Consider the following 21,630-nt stretch of genomic DNA (forward strand, 5'->3'; position numbering starts at 1 on the left):
TAGTAAATTTTTTCAGTTTTTTAGATTTCGTATTTATTTTTTATATATTTTATAGTCATTCACACATAATTTTGCTCAAAAATATTCAGGCTTGATCTTCTAGAATCACATTTAGGCACAAAAACCTAGTATCCAAGGCTCATTCTCTAGCCATATAAGGTTTAACCACATAAAAAAATACACCCCTTAAAATTTTCATCGGAAAACCCAGCGGTTTGTCCAATGTCTATTCTTAGGGGTGCACTTAATGTTTTAGTGTTTGCTATTTTTCTCTCTTTGAAGAACAAGAAGGTTCATTACGATTCATCATTTGTATTCCTGCTGCTTAGTCTTCTTCTATAGTAACAGCTTGATGCCGATTGATCCTCACAAAGATGTTATTGTTTTCTATGTAGGTGATCATTTCGTCTATTTCCTCAGCAGTCAATTTTAAAATATAATATTCTTCTCCATAATGACTCGAACTTAAGATGTTAGAATCGAGCTAATTGTTAAGCAGATATTCTTTAGTCGATTTACTCCATTCCACGAAAAATTCAATTTGTTCGCCATATTCTTCAATGCTTAGTATTGGACAAACAGACTTTAATTCATCAATTAAACGTAGTTCACTCCTATAGCACCTCACATATGTGGAGTGTCTTTACAATATAAAACAAATCTTAAAGTGGTAATGACCGCATCAAAGAAAATTGTTTGGCGAGAAAAAGCGGCGTATACGGCATGTCATTTCGCAGCCAAGCGATAATCGTACCGATTAAAGCGGAAGAACTGTACCATATCGCAATATCCTTTTGAATATTTGCTGTTGAAATGTAGGATTCGCTCTCTTCTCCATCTAGCCTTTCGGCAACTAATCCCGCTAGCAGCCTTAACAATCGATCCGAAAAGATCGTCGTTCGATTCGACGCGAGAATGATTTTGTAAAATTTTGCGTGTTTGGCAATGTGTTCGAGCAAATTTACTAGCATCGGCCAATCCACTTCTACTGCCGGATTCGGATTCGGAGGTATATTGTCCAAAACCTGATGAATGTCATCGATCATATCATCCGCCATCTTTTCCAGCATATCCGGAATGTCCCGATAGTGCAGATAAAAAGTAACCCGGTTAATGGTGGCACGCTCTGCCAATCGATTAACCGATATTTTCTCGATATCCATTTCCTGAAGCATCTCAATAAAGGCGTCTCTAAGCAACTGACGTGTTCGGAGTATGCGAGGATCTGTTCGCTGCATTGTATGATCCATATCCTTCTCCTTTTTCACTTTTTTCAAACTACAATTTCAATGCATTCGTAGAACATCTTCGAGTTAAACGACATTAAAACTTTTTCATGTAAACTACTTTACACTTTATCCAATTCTGTTGCTTGTAAACACATCAATTCTGCCTATAATCTAATTAATACACTGTCGATTATATAACACAGTGTAAATTAAGTCTATATAGAGAGATTGAAAGGATGGAGTAGGTTGAGTAAAAGTTTGGCAATAAACAGCAGTTCGATAAAAAAGGGACCAATCTTGTTCGTTATGATTTTGGGTGCCTTTCTTGCGACGCTGAATCAGACAGTCATGAGCGTTGCTGTCCCGGAATTGATGATTGATTTCAACATTTCGGCTGCAACGGCACAGTGGCTGACAACAGGGTACATGTTGGTTAACGGTGTTTTGATTCCGATCACAGCCTATTTGATGCAGCGATTTACGACGCGTGAGCTGTTTCAAACCTCAATGTTTATTTTTCTTGCGGGAACGATCGTATCGGCGGTAGCAACGAGCTTTCCCATCCTGCTCACTGGTCGCTTGATTCAAGCAGCCGGAGCCGGAATTATTATGCCGCTGCTCATGAATGTCATTTTAACGCTGTTCCCTCCCAATAAGAGAGGGGCCGCTATGGGCATGGTCGGGTTCGCCATCATTTTCGCACCAGCGATCGGACCAACACTTGCCGGTTACATCCTGGAAAATTATCCGTGGGAAATGATGTTTTACGGCATGATTCCGTTAGCTCTCATTGTTATCATCTGCGGGTTTATTTATCTAAAAAATGTATCGGAGCGAATCCAAGCTAAAATTGACATGCTAAGTGTCGTCCTCTCCACCGTTGGATTCGGCGCAATGATGTACGGCTTCAGCAGAGCCGGCAGCTTAGGCTGGTCAAGCGCGGAAGTACTCGTAACTATAATTTCGGGGGTTATTTCCCTCATCCTGTTTACTTGGCGGCAGTTGGTTTCCCAAAATCCGCTCCTTGATCTAAGAGCTTTCAAGTACAGCATGTTTTCTTTAACAACCATCATAAATATCGCGGTTACCATCGTAATGTATGCGGATATGATGCTGCTTCCCCTTTATCTACAGAATGCCCGAGGCTTTTCAGCTCTGGAGTCTGGCTTGTTGATGTTCCCTGGCTCGATCCTAATGGGCATTCTGATGCCGATCACGGGACGGCTGTTCGATAAGTACGGAGCCAAATGGCTTTCCATCATCGGAATGGCGATAACGATCATCACCACCATCGGCTTTATCAACTTGACGGACACGACCAGTTATACCTATCTGGTTCTCATGTCAACGGGTCGCCGATTCGGTATGGCTATGCTCCTTATGCCGATTACTACAGCAGGTTTAAATCAATTGCCAGCTAGACTTAATGCGCATGGTACAGCTATCTCTAATACGATTAAGCAAGTTGCCGGCGCTGTAGGTACATCTCTGCTCGTAACCGTTATGACGAGTCGTACCAATACTCACCTTCAAGATTTAATGGTTTCAAACGGGACAGAAGCCATAACACAAAAGCAAATGATTATGGAAGCTTCAATCCAGGGTATCAATGATGCCTATCTCGTTATCGTTGGAATAGGCATTATCGGTTTGCTGCTATCGTTCTTTATCAAACGTACGGATCAAGCTTCTGCGGAAGAATCCAAAGCGAAGCTGAAATTGGCAATCGCCAAAAAAGCTTGATGAATGAAGCAGTCTGCTGAGCCAATCTAAGGTATTTCTCTCAGGGTCCGCAAAACGAAAATAGAAGGCTTACTCCGTATCATAGAGTAAGCCTTCAACGTTTGCTAAATTCCAGGCAACCTTAGTGTTAACCGAATTCTTCATTAGCTTAATTGATGAACAATGGCAGCCGCCGGTAAAATTAACAAACTACCTAACTTGTTCCTCGCTCCAAATCTCCAAATCTGTATTCCCGAAGTGGCATCGTATCACACGTTGGCCGTTATAGGTCGATTACCCCTTAACGGCGCCTGCCGTCATACCGGCTACAATTTGCTCATTAAAGATGATACCGCTTACATTTTTATAATAGAAAATAATGCACGTCAGCATGACGATAAACAGCGACACCTTACAAAATTTTCTCGAAACACCTATGTACGTACAAAAACCTATTTGAAAGAAAAAAACCGCCAATATATGCACGGTCTATCGTAATTTATTGCTCATCTCCATTCTTTTTTGAAACAATTGTAACCGCTCTAACAACCACGTCAGGGAGTCTTTGACGAATTTGCATCTTTGCTTCGGCAAAATGGTTTGCTTTCACATTTTCGAAATACAATACACCATAAGCGTCTTGATATTCTACCGTATATTCAATTTGTTCATTGTTCACGAACCCCGCCACCTCTTCTGTCCATTCCCCTAAAAGAATGTTCGACAACGTAAGGAATTAGATTCATAGTTACGCTCCCTTCATTTCTTAGTAATCAACACGGTATTTCTCTTCTAAGTAAGAAGACTCATTGTGCCTTGATTTCAAAATTCCAGGTTGAATAAAAACGATATCTGAATCTTCACTTGAAGGAGTGATATTGGCATTACCTAATTCTTTAATACGTTCTACAACTTGATCGTCAATCTCGACCAAATCCATTTCATCTTCACATACCAACCGTATTGGTATTTCTCGGGTGACCGTCTTCTCGCGTGATAACAAAGTCACACAAATTGTCACTTCACCACATGCTATTGCGTCTTGAGTGAAAATTTCAATCATAACCTCTTTGTCCTTTGAATCGAGGAGAATTTGTTTATGGCCATTCTCGGTATAACCATTGAGATTGCATAAGCGATAAATCCCATTCGGAAGTTGTATTTCCATTTCGGTTTTTTGGGAAACAGATTCTTCATCTCGGAAGATTTGTATCCATAAGTGATTCATTCCTTCTTCGTTCTCCATCATTGATTTAGCTAACTTCATTTCAAGCATCATTGATTTTCACCTCTTAATGCCTGCGATACCGAATCAATAACTTTTTGCTTTAATTCAGCAGAAATCCGGGGGCTTATCGTTATGATGACATCATCAGAAATTTTCAGTATTTCGTTTTCAATCATTCGACTCGGTTCATATAATGCCATTTGCTGACTGATTTTTTCAATGTCCTCCAATGAAAGTTTCTTTAATAATTCCTGAATGGACGCTAGGGTTTCACCAGTTCTTGATAAAGTGATAATAGCGCGAAAATAGTGAATGTGATTATCCGTGTACATCCTTTTATTACCGATTAATTCAAGGGGCGGTATCATACCAATTTGCGTGTAATACCTTACCGTTCGCAAATTCATGCGTGGGTCGTCTTGTTGGAGAACTTCCGCTATTTGTTTGGCGGTATAACTATTCATGACACACCTCCAATTACACTCTACTGTATCCATTACAGTTAAGTGTATTATCTACAGCTTACTGTAACTATATTCAATTGTCAATCCGTTGTGTATGGATTCGGGTAAAATAAAAAGCAGGACAATTAGCCCCTCTTGTACAATAAATTTGTGAGCGAGTTAGGGAGGGAATAAGTGGATATTTATTGAATCGAAGGATTTCCAAATACAGAAGTCCTTAGAATAAAAGATGCTAATCACGTATTAGAGGTAAGCGAATTGCATCAGTCTTTAAAGATATTGAAAAACATAGTGGAGGTATCTAGTGGGTTTTTCAATCATAAATAGTGCACATGATAGTCATTCAGCTAACAGGCAGATTTCGCTAACTGGAGTTGAATGTTGTTATTCCACTCTCAATAATATATAATGAGTAAAAATTCATTCATTAAAAAGGAGCGAATTGCTTGCCGCGTAGCAAGGAACAGTTTGAAGAAATGCGCAATGCCACTAGGGAAAAAATCCATTCAGCTGCAATGCAGTTATTTGTTCATCAAGGTTTCGGCTCGACGAATGTTCAAGATATCGCGGATACAGCTGGCATTAGTATTGGGCTGCTGTATCGTCATTACAAAACGAAGGATCAGTTATTTAACGAATTGGTTGCCTACGCTGTTGAAGGATTGAAACGTAATATTACTTTCTTTGAATCCGATCAATCCCCTAAAAAGTTAATGGCAATGTTTGTCGACGAAGTCTACAATGACATGATCAATGGGGAGGAACTAGCCCATCTGCTGATCCTTATTAATCAATCGCTATTAGCTGGAGCTGCCACAGCCTCAAAACATTATGAAGAGATCCTCCAGGTAAATACCAGGCTGCTTGATTCTACGGCACAGCTCATTCGCAAGGGTCAGCAGCTTGGGGAATTTTACTCGGGTGATGCGCAGGAAATGGCTGCCCTTTTTTATGCATCGATTCAGGGTTTGGCTCAGATGAAAGTATTGCTAAAGAGCAACTTTACCATGCCCTCACCATCTATCCTCACCGCATTTCTATTGAAGGAAAGGAAGTGACCATGTCATGATTAACGTGGTTAGAGCCGATCAAGCTGAATTTGATGTGAGGCGAGGAATATCTGAAATATTCGCAGAGGGATTCACACAGTGGCTTGGGTTTTTCTCTAAGGATCCGAAAAGGATTGCTGCAGCGTTCGCCCATATATTCGTTTTGGACCAATTTTATGTGGCTTTATACAAGGGGCAAGTGGTCGGAATGGCTGCTTGTACGGATGGAACTTCACTTTCGGTTAAACTGGATAAAAAGGAACTTCGCAAACATTTAGGCTTTTATAGAGGCACTATGGCTGGTATTTTCTTGAAAAAAGAGTTTGAAACTCCCTTCGTTCCTCCTTCACCTAGTGTAGGCTCCATTGAATTTGTAGGGACTGCCGCCGAATTCAGGGGGCAAGGCGTTGCTTCGCAACTGAGTCGTCATATCCTTGAGCATACACCATATGAGGTTTATTTGATTGAAGAAGTCGCCGATACCAATATTCCAGCCATGAAACTCTATCATAAATTAGGTTTTGAAGAATACAAACGCAGGCAAATACCAATTAAACGGGCAAAGAAAATCGGGATCAATTACATTGTATCATTGCGATATTCGAAATAATGCGGATTAGAAAAGTTATTACGTTGACCAACGAATTCTAGACTTCTAAAATGAAGGATACTCATTAAGTCAACAACCAGGATGAGGGATTCTCCGAGGGATTCTCCTACTCTCATGTTACAGAGGCGCTCTTTTTCATGCAAAGTCCAAAATATTCGTTTTACAGGAACTCTAACGGGAAGGTTACTCTAATAAACTTGGAAATAAACGAAATACAGAATCGAGGACTGGTACATACCCAGTACCTATAGCTGAGCCTCTGCAAACTCAATCCTCGATTGCTCTCTTATTGGATAAATCAGCACTATCTCGATGCGCTTGTATCAGTGGATGATTCCTTTTTCCTACGGATGAAGTACCGATCGATGAAAAATGTGATGAGCAAGGACAAGACGCCAAGCAAAACCGGTACACCAAACGCTTCAAAGGAAAAGGAATTTCCTTCCAGCTTCAGGTGGTCGGTGGCGCGATATTCGAGCCGCTTTGCGGCAAATTTCGCCGTCAGGATATCCTCTTGTCCGGCCAAATCCTCGAATGCTGGATCCATTGCAAACTGATCCGCCGCGTCGCGGTGCAGGAACAGCAGTTTCGCGCTGTTGCCGCTGTTCTCCCATTGCTTGATGTCTTCGGAGGCTGCAGACTCGGCATTGGCACCGACGAAAATCATTTTCGCCAGCTTAGGCACGTTTTTTATCTGATAACGCGCGACTAGGTTCAGGCCGTGCTTCGTTAGGATCGGTTCGTTAGCACTGGAAACAGTCAACATCGACGTCGTACCGGAAGCGGCGAATGTATCGAATGCGGCGGCCAAATCCAGTTCATCGGCGCCGTTATATAGCAGCACGCCCGCCTTTACTTTGTTCCATTGATAAGCGTTATTCAGTACGTACGTTATATCGCTCAACCCGGGAACGAACGGTTTCATTTGCGGGTTTGTCACGTAATCGTAAGAGGGATAGTTCATCTCTTTCGCCACTTTTTTCGCCGCCGCCTCGCCCAACTGCTGGGAGATGACGTATAGCGTAGCGTCGATCCCTGATGTCAGACCGGCAGAAGATACGATATTGCCTTGCGGGATGTAGCGCCGATCTTTCACCCACTGGATTTCCGGATATTTTTTAATAAGCCGGTTGATGTCACCCCAGTGCGTCGCAGCCGATTTACCGTTCAGCAAGCCGGTATCCGCCAGGTTTTCAGCCCCGTTGCAAATGGAGATCAATGTCGTCTTGGCGCCCGAGTGCTTCCGAATCCATTCGCGGACAGGTGCATATTTTTTCTCATCCAAAATCGGCATAAACGGAATGACGATAATATCCGGGCTTTTGCTGAGCATCGTATCCATTTCGTCAAACGAATAATGCGGGACGGCATCGAGTCCGCCGGTTAATGATTTAATTTCGCGATCGGGGGCAACACCGTATACATTGTATGCTTCAGTCATCGCAAACATTTCGTACGGGACGAGAAAATCGAACACTTCCGTCGTTTCGTTCGCCAGCAGCACAGCCACTGTCGGTTTGTTCACGTCATATTTCGGAACCTGCACATCCGTCAATGCAGGAGCGGCTTTATCGTAAACCGACATTCCGGCATTCATCGTATTGACGAACCCGACTGCGCCTGTCCCTCCTACGACGACGACAAAAACGATGAGATAGATAAAGATGCGTAATACAGTTTTCACATGTTTCGCTCCTCCCAGCTAGATAGTTTCCCATAAAATTTAACACATCAAGATGAACATATCCTCTATCTGTGGTTCGGTAGAGGGGCTCGCCTAACGTCGGGACGGCCACTGGACCTTAGTCTGCATTCTTTTTTTAGCAGGACTCGATAGGGCAATAATTTTAATAAAACTGTGAAAAACGGACTGCTCGGTAATGCAAAGGTGCTAACAACTAAAAATAAAGTTTGGAATGACAGGAGTTCTACTAGTCATTCCAAACTTTATTTAATCCAGTTAATAAATAGGTTCCATTATACGGTAAAGCAAGAGCCTGCAATCGATAAACAGAGGCATTATTGAGAAATCTTTGATGCAACATGGTTCTTAGTATCCTTAATTTGCGTCTTATGTGCGAGTCCAAAAAAAGCGAAAAGAGCAAGCAGACTAGTGGACAAGATGATGATCCCCATCGGAACCGCAGAATTCTCTCCGGCAACGCCGACTAGTGGTGAAGTAAATGCTCCAATCACAAAAGGCAGCAAACCAAGCAGGGCAGATGCACTTCCTGCCCTTTCACTTTGCGAACCCATCGCCAGAACAAAAGAAGCTGTTGCCGTCATACCGATTGATGCTACAAAGAAGAACAACGGAATAACCAATGCCAGTAAAGGACCGTGCAACAAAATAACGAGCAAGGCTGCAAAACTAGCTGCACAAGACATCAACAAACCAAGAATAACAAAGTTGTGTTCCGAGAACGTTTTGCTGAACCGTCCTACGACCTGTGAACCAATAATTAAGCTTATTCCATTAGATGCGAACAATAGCGCGAATAGTTGTGGAGAGGCTCCGTAAATATTTTGATAAACAAATGGAGTCCCCGATACGTAGGCAAATACGCCCCCAATCATAATGCCTTGTGCAAGCGCATAGCCCATAAACTGCCGATCCTTAATCAGAGTTTGAATACCGGCTAACAGCTCTCTGAAGTTGCCGGATACCCGATTTTGAGCGGGCAAGGTCTCTTTTAGGCCCATCGTTGCCAAAATAAGGAGTAGTAAACCGACAGCGCTCAGCACGAAAAACACGCCAACCCACGTTGTGAAGGAGATCACACCGCTGCCAGCCATAGGCGCAATCATAGGAAACAGATTATTTATAAGCATGAGCATGGAGAAAAACTTCGTTAATTCTGTTCCGCTGTATAGATCGCGTACGATTGCTCTGGAGATAACAATTCCCGCAGAGGCAGCGAAACCCTGGACAAAGCGTGCAGCTATAAACCAATAAATATTCGGGGAGACCGCACAGACAAACGAAGCAACCAGAAAGAAAAAAAGCGAAATAATAATTGGCTTGCGTCTCCCATGAACGTCGCTTAATGGTCCCATAATCATTTGACCCAAACCTAAGCCAATGAGGCATGCTGTCAAACTAAGCTGAACAAGAGAAGCCTCGGTTCCAAAATCAGCCGTAATTTGCGGGAATGAAGGCAAATACATGTCAATCGTAAGCGTGCCAAGAGCTGAAAAAGCACCTAACAGCAATACTAATCTTAGGCGATCATATTTTTTTGTTGCAGACATCGTCTAATCTTCTCCTAAACTATCCCAAATTGATAAACCTTTGTAATCATATAAACTTGCTTCATTATAGACCAAATTAGACATAAACCCAATAGAAACTTGCTCCAACCTTTGTTAAGATTTGCTATTTCTTTCAATCAACAGATTTTGCAAAAAGAAATAAAAAAAGCCACGCGACAAGACGTGGCCATTTTCCAACGGATGCTGGATATGGAGACAACAAGGTCCATATTGATGTTTATGCAAGCGTTTGACGGTAACTCTAGTCATGTTCGGCTTGCACTTCCGCTTTGCTTAGCGCAAGCTTGGTGAATAGATCTTGAAATACCGCGTCACGGTCGATATAGCTTGCGCAGCGTATCAAATGTCTTGTGCTGTCCGTGCTCCAGCGGAAGTCTTCCGAAATGATTGGGCTTGGAATAAGCCGCGAAGGAACCCACTTTGGCTGATTCAGCCATGCGATAACCGAGATATCCCATATTACTCTGGAATAGGCGAAATGATCATCCTTGCTGTTTTTGTACGTCTCATAAAGGTACTCACCAATTACGCCGGAAGGCTTTACATAATCTCTAACTTCCGATAGTGTCGTACGCAGGTTTGAAGCGACTCCCATGCATGGGATAAGGACCAGAGGCACGCCGCAGTTCATCAACGTTCTCGAGGCATGGAGATCCTGTTCGAGATTAAACTCGCGAGTGTCAGGCCAATCCAGCGCGTGGCCGCCCAGCCAGACCACAACGATGCGCTCGATGATTCTCGGCTCCAATAGAATGGCACTCGCAATATTCGTGATGGCTCCGATTCCGACTACATATAATGGATCATTCAGATCGCTTGCCATTGCGCGCTCTACCAAATTCAGCGCAGCCTCGCTGCGAATCGGGGAGTTAGCGGCAGGCAAATAAGCTTCGGAGCCGCGATAGACGGGAACATCCTCTCGATTCATTAGCTTAAGAATGCGAATGATTTCCTTATAGCTTTTATCCATCCCGTCCTTCGGTCCGGTGGAGAGCTCATTATGGAACGGTGCTGCATAAAGAGCCTGAAGCTCTATTTTTTCAGGCGACAATAGCGCATAAATGACCGCAAATTGGTCATCAATCTCGTTAAATGTATCGGTATCGAGCACCATTCTGACTCTACCGCCTGAGAGCTTCGCGATAAGCCTCCCTTCTATAAGCAATTGCTCGACAATTTGATTTCGCGTCTATATTTGGAAGTACTGCGGGCTTATCCCTCCCAAGAAGCAGATAGCCGCCATGATATAATACGATTCGCTCAGGCTTTCATTGATGAGTACTATATGCAGAAAATTGACTTCCAAGCTCTTGCCAACCAATCCGGTTATAGCTATGACCGGTTTCGTCATTTGTTCAAGGAAAAGGTCAGGTTATCTCCCAGCCAATATATTTTGAATCGTAGGATCGAGCATGCCAAAACAATGCTAAGGCATACTCCCTTGCAAATATCGGTTATCGCGATGGAATGCGGCTTTTCAACGGATGCGCAGTTTTGCTGCCTGTTTAAGCGGGAAATTAAGATGACCCCGAAGCAGTACAGAGAGCTTGCCGGTGTATTGCTATAAAGATTCTTCATAAAAAAGGCCACGTTACAAAGACGTGGCCCTCACCAGTATTTTCGAATTTCTTGACATTGTGGACACGACTCTATGTCAATCCGGTATGCTGGGAGCAGCAAAGCGATCTAGAAACAAAGTCGAATTGATGACCAGATTATCTTCAGGACAAGTTCGTCCCAGAATCCGCCACCCCTGCTTATTCAACTGCGATTCATCAATCGCTTCATACATGATTTGCCTCATCCCCTCTGCTGTGCGAATAGCTACTAGAGGATCTGAGGAAGTACGACTAATTTGTTCAAGCACCGCCCGCTTATTTCTCACGAGACTAGCCACAAAGATCCGGTTATAAGAGCTGTAATCGAACTCCGATCCATTCTCCATTACGACAGACACTTTAGTCCCTAAGCCCATTTGCTCGAGTAAATAGCTTGATGCATCATAGGCCACAGAATCCATCTCCAGGCAGATCACATCCACATTACCGATTAGGTGCAAAATAATAGGACTTAGCGGCATTGGCCCACTACCAACAAAGACAATCGTCGACTTCTCTGTCTGACTATCCTGGCGAATGAACCGACGAAAAGTGGACAGTTCCTGACTAACTAAGGCCATGTAAATGTTCCAGTTAGGCAACCTCGTAACGATTTCCAAGACAGAATCCTCAGATTTGCAAATGTGACGAGAATCACTCAGCTCTGCTAAAAATTCGGCTTCTGACAACTTATCCTGCAATTTTTGTTGGTTCATTCGAAAATACTCATTGCTTAGAACGGCTTGAATCTCCTCCGGCAAATAGCGGGATCGTAACTGTATTGAAAGTTGACTAATGCTATTTGTAACCAATTGATTAGCAGGAGACAGATCTATTTCCTTTTGAAGAAGCTCATTTGCTTCACGGATAAAAGAGATAAAGTTGTCAACCATTTGCATCATTGGCGCGTTGCCTGTAATTGTTATTGAACCAGTAGAATTACCATCCATTTGCCCCATTCCTCCTTCATCCTACATCCGGTTTCTTACTACAAAATATATTCATATGGTCAAGGATGTAGACGAATATTGGGACGTCATCAGACTCTTGAATCTAACGTTTGTTGACTATAGTATCAAGTTTGTTATCTAGAAGCCTCGAATCCACTATTATACAATTAGCCTAACAAGTGCAATACAAGCGAGAAAACACCGGAAGGAGTGACAGACATGAGATCTGCAGTTGAACAACAAACTAAAAAAAAGCGCTTACCATTTCGTTGGCACAAGCAAGATACGGAACTAACCCTCTTGGCATTGCCTGCGACGATTTGGTACATACTGTTTTGTTTCATACCTATGTTCGGGATCATTATTGCCTTCAAAAACTTCAGAATTAGCGGCGGCTTCTTGAGCAATGTGTTTAACAGTCCTTGGGTAGGCTTCAAAAACTTTGAGTTCTTATTCAAGTCGAATGACGCTTGGATCATTATTCGAAACACCATCGGATACAATATTATTTTTATCGTTCTAGGCATTGTGCTGCCCGTTCTATTAGCCATTATGATCGGACTACTCCACAGCCGCAAAGCAAGTAAAGTCTATCAGACGATGATGTTCCTCCCCTATTTCCTATCTTGGGTTGTCGTATCTGCTGTAGGCTGGGCATTCCTAAGCTTTGATAAAGGGATTGTCAATCAAATGCTCGTCAATATGGGCAGCGATCCTGTTAACTGGTATATGGAGCCACAATACTGGCCATACTTTCTGATTCTCTTAAACATCTGGAAAGGCTTGGGCTATGGTATGGTCATTTATCTGGCAACCATCACAAGCCTTGACAGCACCTATTATGAGGCAGCTGTTATTGATGGCGCTTCCATTTGGCAGCAGACGAGATTTATTACATTGCCAATGCTCAAGCTAGTTATCGTCATGCTGTTCATTTTGGCAGTTGGACGTATATTCTACACCGATTTCGGCTTGTTCTATCAGGTCACGCGAGATTCCAATTCTCTGTTCAATGTGTCTACCACAATCGATGTCATGGTGTATAAACAACTGAAATCCGCTACATTGGGGATGGCAGCTGCTGCCGCATTCGTACAGTCGGTTCTGGGCTGCGCAACTATTCTAATCGCTAATTGGATTGTTCGCAAAATTGATCCTGACAGCGCGATGATGTAAGGAGGTAACACAATGTCAACGAGAACGACTTACGTAACGGGCCTTGAGAAATTTAACCGTACAAGCAACGTCGTAAACATCTTTTTCAACCTGATATTTATCATCTTGGCGCTGCTCTGCGTCATACCCGTAGTTGTTGTTCTATCCATTTCATTTTCCAGTGAGGACTCCATACGTGAGACAGGATATCATCTGTTGCCGATTGCATTGTCAGGAGAGGCTTACGCCTATGTAGTCAAGCAGGGAACGATGATTCTGCGGGCGCTCGGCGTATCCGCCCTTGTTACTGTCGTTGGCACTGTGCTCGGTGTATTGCTTACCACCTCCATGGGCTATGTACTTTCTCGCCCAACATACAAGCTGAATGGCTTTCTGACCTGGGTCGTATTCATCCCAATGATATTCAATGGCGGTCTGGTATCCAGCTACTTCATTAATACAAATTTATTGGGACTAAAAGATAGCGTCTGGGCTCTTATTTTACCGCTGGCCGTCTCATCGTTCAACGTTATCATTTGTAAAACCTTCTTTAAAAGCACGATTCCCGATGGGCTGATTGAATCTGCAGAAATCGATGGCGCGAGCCAGCTGCGAATCTTTTTCTCAATCATCCTACCGATTTCCTTGCCTGTCATTGCAACAATTGGACTATTCCTCTGCTTCTCTTATTGGAATGACTGGTTCCAATCGATGCTATATATCGACAACCAGAACCTATATTCTCTGCAGGCACTGTTAAATAGCTTGATGAGCAATGTGGATGCACTTGCCAAGAATGCTGCAAGTATGGGCGTTAGCTATGCCGTGCTCGTTGCAACTATGCCGAAGGAATCTGCCCGCATGGCCGTAGCCATCATCATTGTGCTGCCTGTAGCCTTCGCCTATCCATTCTTCCAGAAATATTTTATTTCTGGACTAACGATCGGCGCTGTCAAAGGATAATAAACGAAATAAGCCAAGCAAGCTTGGTTTATGATAGATCACTGTACAGCTCTTAAGGTGATACCACTTCAATAAGGGGGAAATGAAATGAAGAAATCTTGGAAGCTCATCTCTACGCTTTGTATTCTCACATCACTGGCAACTGCCTTAGCTGCCTGCTCCGGCTCGAATTCTCCAACTGCAACAAATGGCTCTCCGAAAACTACAGACGCACCAAAGGACACCGCAGCACCAAGCAAGGATATTCCGACGTTGGTCTGGTGGACCATCGGCGGCCAAGTACCAACTAACTTCAGCAAAGCTATTGATGACATGAACGCATATACAGCTGAGAAGATTGGTGTGAAAATTGACATCAAGGTAGCCAGCTGGGGGGAATGGGACACCAAAATCAATACGATTGTGAATACTGGCGAACCATTCGACATTATGTTCACAAACAGCGGCAAATACAGCAAGCAAGTGGCTATGGGGGCTTTTGCCGACATCACTGATCTGGTTCAAAGTGAAACGGCTGACTTATACAAATTGATTCCTGAAAAGGTATGGGATGGCACGAAAATTGGCGGCAAGTATTATTCCGTTCCCACATATAAGGATTCAGCGCTAACGCAATATTGGGTGTACGATGATAAATACGTGCAAAAGTACAATATAGCTATCAACAGCATCAAAACGCTGCAGGACCTTGATAAACCTCTGCGCAGCATAAAGTCTGGCGAAGGCAAGAGCTTCTACCCATTGCCAATGACGCAAGGCGAAGGATTGAACGGCTTCTTTAACAATTATGACGAATTAACACTAGGCTTCACCCCAATTGGCGTAAAAGCTGATGATGGATCACGCACGGTTGTCTCTGTTCTCGAGCAGCCTGATGTTATCGCCAATCTGAAGCTCCTGCATCAATGGTATCAGGATGGCATCATAAACCCTGATGCTCCGACTAAAACAGAGAACGACAAAGGCAGACCATTCTTTGCAGCTCAGGCATTTCCAGGTGCAGAAGTAGGCTGGCAAATCAATGATGCTGTTCAAAAATATGATATGGTTCAGCATTTCGGACCTATTTATACGACGAGCACGATCCAAGGCTCCTTGAACGCGATTTCTGCAAATTCGAAATATAAGAAGGAAGCATTGAAGTACCTCGAATTAGTCAACACAGATCCAAAACTGCGCAATATGCTTGCATTCGGTGAGTTAGACGCAGACTACAAAAATGTCGATGGCGAAAAGGTAATCGAGCGTACTTCCGATACTTGGCCGCTAGCCGCTTACTCCCAAGGTACATTCTTTAATCTAGCCGTTACCAAAGGCGCTCCTGAGGATCAATGGGAACAGGTTAAAAAACTGAATGACGCAGCTGCATCTTCCACTGTATTAGGTTTCGCACTGGACATCAATAATCTTCAGACAGAAGTGGCGAATTGCCAATCTGTATGGGATAAGTACAAATATGAGCTCATTACAGGCGCATCTGATCCGGAGAAAATGATTCCAAAGATTACAGCTGAGTTAAAGTCCGCTGGTATGGACACGATTATGAAAGCTGCTCAAGAGCAAATTAATAATTACTTCAAGTAAGATTAAATGAATGAGCATCCCTTATTGAGACACTCTGTATGGGATGCTTTTTCTTGCTGCCTATGAAGCTTTGATTAATCATGTTAAAGTGGTATGGTAAACGCTTATGTTCAATGAGCTGCTGCAATTGAGGTGTCGTATGAGCTCTTTTTTACAAATCAAAATTTATCGTTACAAGTTTTTTGCCTATGTCGTCTTCGTCGTGATCATTGGACTCACGCTTGGCATTCTAACCTGTGCAATGCTGTTGAATCAATGGGTTGGTGATGCTCGTTTAGAGGCTGCTAATGCTTTCGCTGGTGTAGAGAATGAGCTGCAGTATGATGCCGACCGAATCGAGGCTTACATGCAGCGCATATACTCCAATCATAGTCTAATGGATGATGCTCGCAGCTTTTTAAGCAGCAGTGCTGAAGGCTACTTAACCAATAGTCTGCAACACAGCCAATTCTCACAGCCGCTGGTATCTTTCCCAGAGGATATTAAAACCTATCTGTACAGCTGGGCGCAGGGTGAAATAACGCAGGTTAGCCTGCATACTAAGCAGTATGGCAATGTCGTACGATTTAACGATAACGGAACCGCAAGCTTTATGTTCGGTCTTCCAAATACAGATGAAGCTTTTCACGATACCATTCTTAAGGGATTCGTTTATCGCAAGAAACTATCAGATCCAGCACTAGGCTCTAAGGAATTAGGAGAGCTTCGCTTCTTGGTCAGCAGTGGTCAAATCTTTAAATCTATTCAGTATTATCGATTGGGAAAGGCCGCTGCAGTCAGTGCTTCTGATGAGATCTACCTTATCGGCAACGGACAAGACCAAGACTTGAAGGATTTATACCGTCAGGCGGCGGCGAACGGACGCAGTCATGGTTATATTTCGAAGGGTTATTTAAAGCATATATTTTTTATCACCTTTCCATCCACCAAGTTCAATTTCAAATTCGTCAGCATCGTTGATTTATCTATGCTGATTCAGCAGCATGCCAGGATGCTAATCACCATCTTCCTGATCGTATTAACGACCATGATTAGTGTACTACTGCTCATTGTGTATAATATGCGTGATGATTCCCGCTTCCTGCATCGCATTATTCAATCGATTGGACGCGTGAAAACAGCCAATTTTACACTTAATCGCCCTGCCCGTTATCGCCGCAATGAATACGGCATGATCGCAAGGGAATTAGACGATATGATTCAGCAGTTGGATAAGCATATCCGTAATGAATATTTACTTAAACTGAAGCAGCAAGAAACGGAAATGAAGGCGCTTCAAAACCAAATAAACCCTCATTTTCTTTACAATACATTAGAGGTTATCCGCTCCACTGCTCTTGTTAACCAGGACACGGACACCGCTGATGCCATTGCTACCTTAGGGTCGCTTTTTCGTGAAATTGTCAAAAAAGAAAATATTATTTCTATTGCAAGTGAGCTGGAATTGCTGCAGAAGTACTTAGAGATTATGGAGTTTAAGTATCCGGAGCGTTTTTATTATCAAGTCAATGTAGAGCCGAAATTACTCTCTATCCCTACCGTGAAATTTTGGATGCAGCCTTTGGCTGAAAATTTTTTCATCCACGGCTTTGTCGCCAGCAATGAGTTTAATCTGTATGTCGTTAACGGCTGGGAAGCTGATGAGCATTATGTATTGGAATTCGTGGATAATGGGCGCGGCATTAACGCCGAGCGTTTAAATACAGTGCGAAGCACTCTGTCCAACCATGATGATATTTCTTCCGAGAGCATCGGTTTACGCAACGTATACACCAGGCTTCACTTCTTTTATGGGAAAAGCTTTTCTATAGAGATTAAGAATAATGAGGAAGCTGGCATTAAGATTTCTGTTAGGATTCCAAAAGAGATGATTGAACATGTACACACTGCTGATTGTGGATGACGAGCCTCAGATTTTGGAGGGGATGAAGCGAATCCTGGACTGGAAACGATACGGCTTCAGTCGGATCGAAACCTGCGAAACTTCGGAGGTTGCCATGTCCAAGGTTGTAGACCTGCTGCCAGATATCGCCATTTTTGATGTCTGCATTGGCAAAAATCTTGGATATGAAACGATAAGCAGACTCAACGAGCTCCAAATCCCTACAAAATATGTTATTATGAGCGGCTATAGCGAATTCAAGTACGCCCAAGAAGCCATTCGCTGTGGTGTCAAAGACTATCTGCTCAAGCCTGTAGAACGTACGAAGCTGCAGCAAGTGATTGAGAAGATTATTGTGGAGGATCTGGGTGGTGCGATAGGTAATATGAACTGCGAGAGTTTGAAAAAGGATCCGGTACTAGGTGTAAACTATGACAGCCTATCCAAGCTGGTCAACCGCATTCTGCTGATGATCAAGACGGAGTATGCTCAGAATATCACCTTAAAATCAGTGGCAGAGCGCTTTCAGATGAACAGTACCTACCTTGGACAATTATTTCTAAAAGAATCCGAAATGAAATTTTCAGAATACCTAATGGCTTACCGAATGCTCCTCGCACAAGAACGAATTCAATCGTCAGATGAGAAGATTTCTTGTATTGCGCTTTCCGTCGGCTACAACAATCTCAATTATTTCTATACACATTTTCAAAGCTTTTTCGGAAAATCTCCCTCTGATCTGCGGGGAAAAGGTTAACGACGAACTCGGCAGAAAGGAGCGGACATCGATGCTAAAGTGCTCTAGACACAGATGTATCTTCATCATAATCAATATTATTCTGCTGCTCACAGCGTTTTCGACCGGTTGCTCCCGGCAGTCTGACAAAAACAACAATGATAACTATTATGGTGACACTGTAAATCTGATTTATTACACGATCGGAGAGCCTGACAAGGATCTGAAGCTCGTAAATGATAGAATCAATGAAATTATGGCTCGTAAAATTGGCGTGACTATCACCTATATCAAGGTAGGTTGGCAGGAGTATGAAGATCGGCTGAACACACTTATATCCGCAGGAAGTCCTTCGACATTGCTTTTGCACCCAACTATGCAACCACCTCTATGCGCGGCGCATGGCTGAGGCTTGATGACTATCTTACGAGTCTGGGTAAAGATATGTACGATACCATTGACCCAACCTTTTGGCAAGGAGTACGAATGAATGATGGAGGCATTTATGGTGTACCGACCAATAAAGAGCTGGCCGTCCGCGATCATTGGATGTACCCTGCTTCCATAGTGAAAAAGTACAATTTCGACATTACCAAGTACAATACGCTGGAATCGCTTGAACCGCTGCTCCGGATGATTCAACAGAATGAGCCTGGATACATACCGATGGAATTAGATCGGGATTCACACAATTTCTTCGCTCTCTATGGCTACGAATATATTGTGAACCATAAAGTTCCCTTGATGGTGAAATCACTGGACCCTAACCCTAAGATCGTGAATATCTTCGAAACAAAGGAAGCACGGCAGGTATTAGACACATTACGGCGTTATTATAAAGCGGGCTTCATTAACAAAGACGCTGCGCTTCGGGAGCCAGGCGGACTAAAGCGCGGGGATAAAGTGTTCTGGAAGTCCTCAGGCGGCGGCCCACTCTCGGAAACTACTTGGAGTAAGGATCGCGGCTACACGGTTGTATCCAATCCGGTAACCCCAATCGTCGTGACCACAGAATCAGTCCGTGGAGGAATCATGGCTGTTAATGCCAACACCAGCCATCCCATTGCGTGTATAAAGTTTCTGAATCTACTCAATACCGACCCTGAAATACGAAACTTATTTAATTATGGTATTGAAGGAGTGCATTACACGCTAGATGAACATGGGCAAGTGGCCCCAATTCCAGGCAAAGACAGCAACGGCGACCCGATCCCAGATGCATCAGCAAGCTATGCAGGAGTACAATATACACAGGGTAACTGGTTTATCCTGAAAACCATGGGCGGTGACAACCCGGAACCCCTCGATAAATGGGATCAATTCCGCAAATACAACGCTGAAGTCATCAAGTCCACCGCTCTCGGCTTTACTCCTGATCTATCCAAGCTGACCGCCCAAACCGATAACATCGAGATGATTTGGAAGAAATACTATCCAAGCCTCATGACTGGCACCGTCGATGTTGACACGATCCTCCCCAAGTTTAACGAGGAGCTGAAGCAAGCAGGCATCGAAGAGGTACGGAAAGAAATACAGAAGCAGCTGGATGCGGGGCGGGGGTGAGCGATTGGCAGACGAGGCGCATATTGCATGAACTGGTTAAGCTCCACTTACTGGACAAATAGCGGTACCTCAGTCCGCAGGTGAATAAGTAATTATTTTCAAAACGTACTAAGCCGTAGTTTATAAAAATACTGCACAATAGGATGCTTTAGCTTCATCTTCTCGGACATATTTAAAATTCGCTTTTTTCCAACTCGTCTGTCCACCAAAGCTAGAATATTCAATAAGATATCATTGCTGTCTATGCTTTCCTCTATAGAAATGGATAAAAACTTATTAGCTGTAACGATAAAATTTGATTTGCTTAATGATGACTGTGCCGCCAAAAGCTCCTTTGCATATTCTGATTTTTTTCTACTTCTTGCTATTACGATTAGACGATCCTCCGGAACGATCCCCTTGGTATCTTTTCTGACTGCTTCAATTTCTTCATTGTTGATTGGAATTTCGATATCTGAATCATTCTTAATTTCCAGCTCCGTCTGATACCATCTGATTAAGTTAGTTGTATCACTCATATTAAATACGTTCTTTTTATCTACTGCAATATAACAAAGCCCTGCTTTATCGGGTAAATATCGGTAGCTCGTTGCACGGTATTCTACCCTTCCAGCTAACGCAGGACAGAGAAAGCTCTCCAGATTTTGTTTCAATTTGCTCCAGGCCATGTACTACTCCTTGTGTTCTATATTAATTACTGCCTATTGAAGCAGTTGCCTTCTCCTGATGACATGACTTTTATAATCAGTAGGTGAGACTCCGAATTGTTTTTTGAACATTCTACTAAAATAAAATTGATCGCTAATGCCTACTAATGTAGATATCTCTTTAATATAAGTATGGCCTTTCATAATTAATTCTACTGCTTTGTTCATCCGAACATTGTTTATATAATGAATTAAACTCATACCCATTTGATCTCTAAACACGCGACACAAATAGTTTTCACTGAAATTAACATGGTCAGCAATCATTTCTAGCGTAATTTTATCCCGATAATGTAATCCGATATAACTAATGACATCCACTATTTCTTTCTTAGTCACAGACGAATCAAGTGATCTAGGAGCATGTTTCCATAAACTTAACCCATCTAAAGCTTCCATTGCAATAGCTAAGCTTGGAAGAGACGGGTATTTGATGGAGGGAACCGTCGGACTTAATCACACCCAATCACAAACGGATATGATGCTTGGCAAAGCCATTTTTATCGTTAATGGTTCGTGGATGGAGAATGAAATGAAAGATTCTCCAAGAGAAGAAGGATTCGAATTCGGCATGTTTCCTGTGCCTGTATTTAATGAAGGTGATGAACGTTATATCCTTTCTAGTTATGAACAATTTTCTATTCCACTCAAAGCCAAAAACGCTGAACTTGCAAAAGAGTTTTTGAAGTTTCTATATACCGAGGAATCTATCCTATTATTTGCAGAGAAATCCAACGGTACTTTTGCACTGAAAGGAGCTCAAGAACTTTTGAGAAACTATTTAACCCCTGGTGTATATGAACCTGAATTACGAAAGCCCAATATAATAAGCACAGGCGGCTACACAATTAGGGAAAACTATCCATTTATAGGATGAGTATTTAGTGATAAGTTGTTTGACGGTGAAATGCAGCTAG

Annotated in this window: 21 protein-coding genes; 11 read left to right on the top strand and 10 right to left on the bottom strand. The window is 42.9% G+C overall.

The annotated features are described in order from the left end of the window. Window positions 1-662: 662 nt before the first annotated feature. Window positions 663-1,250 carry a TetR/AcrR family transcriptional regulator gene (locus tag AC1TPC_RS14355; RefSeq protein WP_482067506.1) on the bottom strand — a complete coding sequence of 196 codons (588 nt, stop codon included), beginning with the start codon at window positions 1,248-1,250 and terminating at the stop codon, window positions 663-665. Window positions 1,251-1,535: 285 nt separating this feature from the next. Here AC1TPC_RS14355 and AC1TPC_RS14360 point away from each other — a divergent pair, with 285 nt between their 5' ends. After that, window positions 1,536-2,972 (top strand): DHA2 family efflux MFS transporter permease subunit, encoded by a 1,437-nt coding sequence (locus AC1TPC_RS14360; protein WP_482067534.1) that lies wholly within the window; start codon window positions 1,536-1,538, stop codon window positions 2,970-2,972. Between the two features lie 478 nt (window positions 2,973-3,450). Here the strand turns inward: AC1TPC_RS14360 and AC1TPC_RS14365 are convergent, their stop codons facing one another. From AC1TPC_RS14365 to AC1TPC_RS14375, 3 genes are all read right to left on the bottom strand, one after another. After that, on the bottom strand, window positions 3,451-3,630 hold the full coding sequence (locus AC1TPC_RS14365) for a hypothetical protein (protein WP_482067507.1): 180 nt from the start codon (window positions 3,628-3,630) through the stop codon (window positions 3,451-3,453). Window positions 3,631-3,717: 87 nt separating this feature from the next. Then, entirely contained in the window at window positions 3,718-4,230 is a 513-nt protein-coding gene (locus AC1TPC_RS14370; RefSeq protein WP_482067508.1) for a hypothetical protein, read from the bottom strand. Then, the gene (locus AC1TPC_RS14375) at window positions 4,227-4,643 is read right to left on the bottom strand and encodes a MerR family transcriptional regulator (RefSeq protein WP_482067509.1); all 417 of its coding nucleotides are present in this window, start codon (window positions 4,641-4,643) and stop codon (window positions 4,227-4,229) included. The genes AC1TPC_RS14370 and AC1TPC_RS14375 overlap by 4 nt, the downstream gene beginning before the upstream one ends. Window positions 4,644-5,089: 446 nt before the next feature. Here AC1TPC_RS14375 and AC1TPC_RS14380 point away from each other — a divergent pair, with 446 nt between their 5' ends. Both AC1TPC_RS14380 and AC1TPC_RS14385 read left to right on the top strand, forming a co-directional pair. Next, window positions 5,090-5,701: a TetR/AcrR family transcriptional regulator gene (locus AC1TPC_RS14380; protein ID WP_482067510.1), complete on the top strand. Its 612-nt coding sequence runs from the start codon at window positions 5,090-5,092 to the stop codon at window positions 5,699-5,701. A 7-nt stretch (window positions 5,702-5,708) separates the two neighbouring features. Further along, window positions 5,709-6,302: a GNAT family N-acetyltransferase gene (locus tag AC1TPC_RS14385; protein ID WP_482067511.1), complete on the top strand. Its 594-nt coding sequence runs from the start codon at window positions 5,709-5,711 to the stop codon at window positions 6,300-6,302. A gap of 304 nt (window positions 6,303-6,606) precedes the next feature. On the opposite strand, the gene AC1TPC_RS14390 is transcribed toward AC1TPC_RS14385, so the two are convergent. The 3 genes from AC1TPC_RS14390 to AC1TPC_RS14400 all read right to left on the bottom strand — a co-directional run bounded on the left by AC1TPC_RS14390 (window position 6,607) and on the right by AC1TPC_RS14400 (window position 10,689). Further along, entirely contained in the window at window positions 6,607-7,986 is a 1,380-nt protein-coding gene (locus AC1TPC_RS14390) for a DJ-1/PfpI family protein (protein WP_482067512.1), read from the bottom strand. Between the two features lie 335 nt (window positions 7,987-8,321). Beyond that, window positions 8,322-9,554: a multidrug effflux MFS transporter gene (locus AC1TPC_RS14395; protein ID WP_482067513.1), complete on the bottom strand. Its 1,233-nt coding sequence runs from the start codon at window positions 9,552-9,554 to the stop codon at window positions 8,322-8,324. Between the two features lie 262 nt (window positions 9,555-9,816). Beyond that, complete coding sequence (locus tag AC1TPC_RS14400) at window positions 9,817-10,689, bottom strand: nucleoside hydrolase (protein ID WP_482067514.1); 873 nt, start codon at window positions 10,687-10,689, stop codon at window positions 9,817-9,819. A 171-nt stretch (window positions 10,690-10,860) separates the two neighbouring features. Here AC1TPC_RS14400 and AC1TPC_RS14405 point away from each other — a divergent pair, with 171 nt between their 5' ends. Beyond that, window positions 10,861-11,142, top strand: coding sequence for a helix-turn-helix transcriptional regulator (locus AC1TPC_RS14405; RefSeq protein ID WP_482067515.1), 282 nt, complete (start codon window positions 10,861-10,863; stop codon window positions 11,140-11,142). An 87-nt stretch (window positions 11,143-11,229) separates the two neighbouring features. Here AC1TPC_RS14405 and AC1TPC_RS14410 read toward each other — a convergent pair whose 3' ends face one another. Further along, window positions 11,230-12,123 carry a nicotianamine synthase family protein gene (locus AC1TPC_RS14410; protein WP_482067516.1) on the bottom strand — a complete coding sequence of 298 codons (894 nt, stop codon included), beginning with the start codon at window positions 12,121-12,123 and terminating at the stop codon, window positions 11,230-11,232. A 219-nt stretch (window positions 12,124-12,342) separates the two neighbouring features. Here AC1TPC_RS14410 and AC1TPC_RS14415 point away from each other — a divergent pair, with 219 nt between their 5' ends. The 6 genes from AC1TPC_RS14415 (at window position 12,343) to AC1TPC_RS14440 (ending at window position 20,006) form a co-directional block, all read left to right on the top strand. Beyond that, window positions 12,343-13,299 carry an ABC transporter permease gene (locus tag AC1TPC_RS14415; RefSeq protein WP_482067517.1) on the top strand — a complete coding sequence of 319 codons (957 nt, stop codon included), beginning with the start codon at window positions 12,343-12,345 and terminating at the stop codon, window positions 13,297-13,299. A 12-nt stretch (window positions 13,300-13,311) separates the two neighbouring features. Beyond that, window positions 13,312-14,241: a carbohydrate ABC transporter permease gene (locus AC1TPC_RS14420; RefSeq protein ID WP_482067518.1), complete on the top strand. Its 930-nt coding sequence runs from the start codon at window positions 13,312-13,314 to the stop codon at window positions 14,239-14,241. Window positions 14,242-14,328: 87 nt separating this feature from the next. Further along, window positions 14,329-15,825, top strand: coding sequence for an ABC transporter substrate-binding protein (locus AC1TPC_RS14425; RefSeq protein ID WP_482067519.1), 1,497 nt, complete (start codon window positions 14,329-14,331; stop codon window positions 15,823-15,825). A gap of 139 nt (window positions 15,826-15,964) precedes the next feature. Further along, window positions 15,965-17,728 carry a sensor histidine kinase gene (locus AC1TPC_RS14430; RefSeq protein ID WP_482067520.1) on the top strand — a complete coding sequence of 588 codons (1,764 nt, stop codon included), beginning with the start codon at window positions 15,965-15,967 and terminating at the stop codon, window positions 17,726-17,728. Further along, window positions 17,703-18,464, top strand: coding sequence for a response regulator transcription factor (locus AC1TPC_RS14435; RefSeq protein WP_482067521.1), 762 nt, complete (start codon window positions 17,703-17,705; stop codon window positions 18,462-18,464). Before AC1TPC_RS14430 ends, AC1TPC_RS14435 begins: the two co-directional genes overlap by 26 nt. A 465-nt stretch (window positions 18,465-18,929) precedes the next feature. Continuing rightward, a complete protein-coding gene (locus AC1TPC_RS14440) occupies window positions 18,930-20,006 on the top strand; it encodes an ABC transporter substrate-binding protein (RefSeq protein WP_482067522.1) in 1,077 nt (358 codons plus the stop codon). Window positions 20,007-20,104: 98 nt separating this feature from the next. On the opposite strand, the gene AC1TPC_RS14445 is transcribed toward AC1TPC_RS14440, so the two are convergent. Next, complete coding sequence (locus AC1TPC_RS14445) at window positions 20,105-20,674, bottom strand: SF0329 family protein (RefSeq protein ID WP_482067523.1); 570 nt, start codon at window positions 20,672-20,674, stop codon at window positions 20,105-20,107. A 33-nt stretch (window positions 20,675-20,707) separates the two neighbouring features. Next, window positions 20,708-21,112 carry a helix-turn-helix transcriptional regulator gene (locus tag AC1TPC_RS14450; protein ID WP_482067524.1) on the bottom strand — a complete coding sequence of 135 codons (405 nt, stop codon included), beginning with the start codon at window positions 21,110-21,112 and terminating at the stop codon, window positions 20,708-20,710. Between AC1TPC_RS14450 and AC1TPC_RS14455 the strand changes: the two genes are divergently transcribed. Then, window positions 21,024-21,590: an extracellular solute-binding protein gene (locus AC1TPC_RS14455; RefSeq protein ID WP_482067525.1), complete on the top strand. Its 567-nt coding sequence runs from the start codon at window positions 21,024-21,026 to the stop codon at window positions 21,588-21,590. The two genes, AC1TPC_RS14450 and AC1TPC_RS14455, sit on opposite strands and share 89 nt — an antisense overlap. Window positions 21,591-21,630 lie beyond the last annotated feature (40 nt).

This window comes from Paenibacillus sp. Y280 (genome assembly GCF_056786335.1).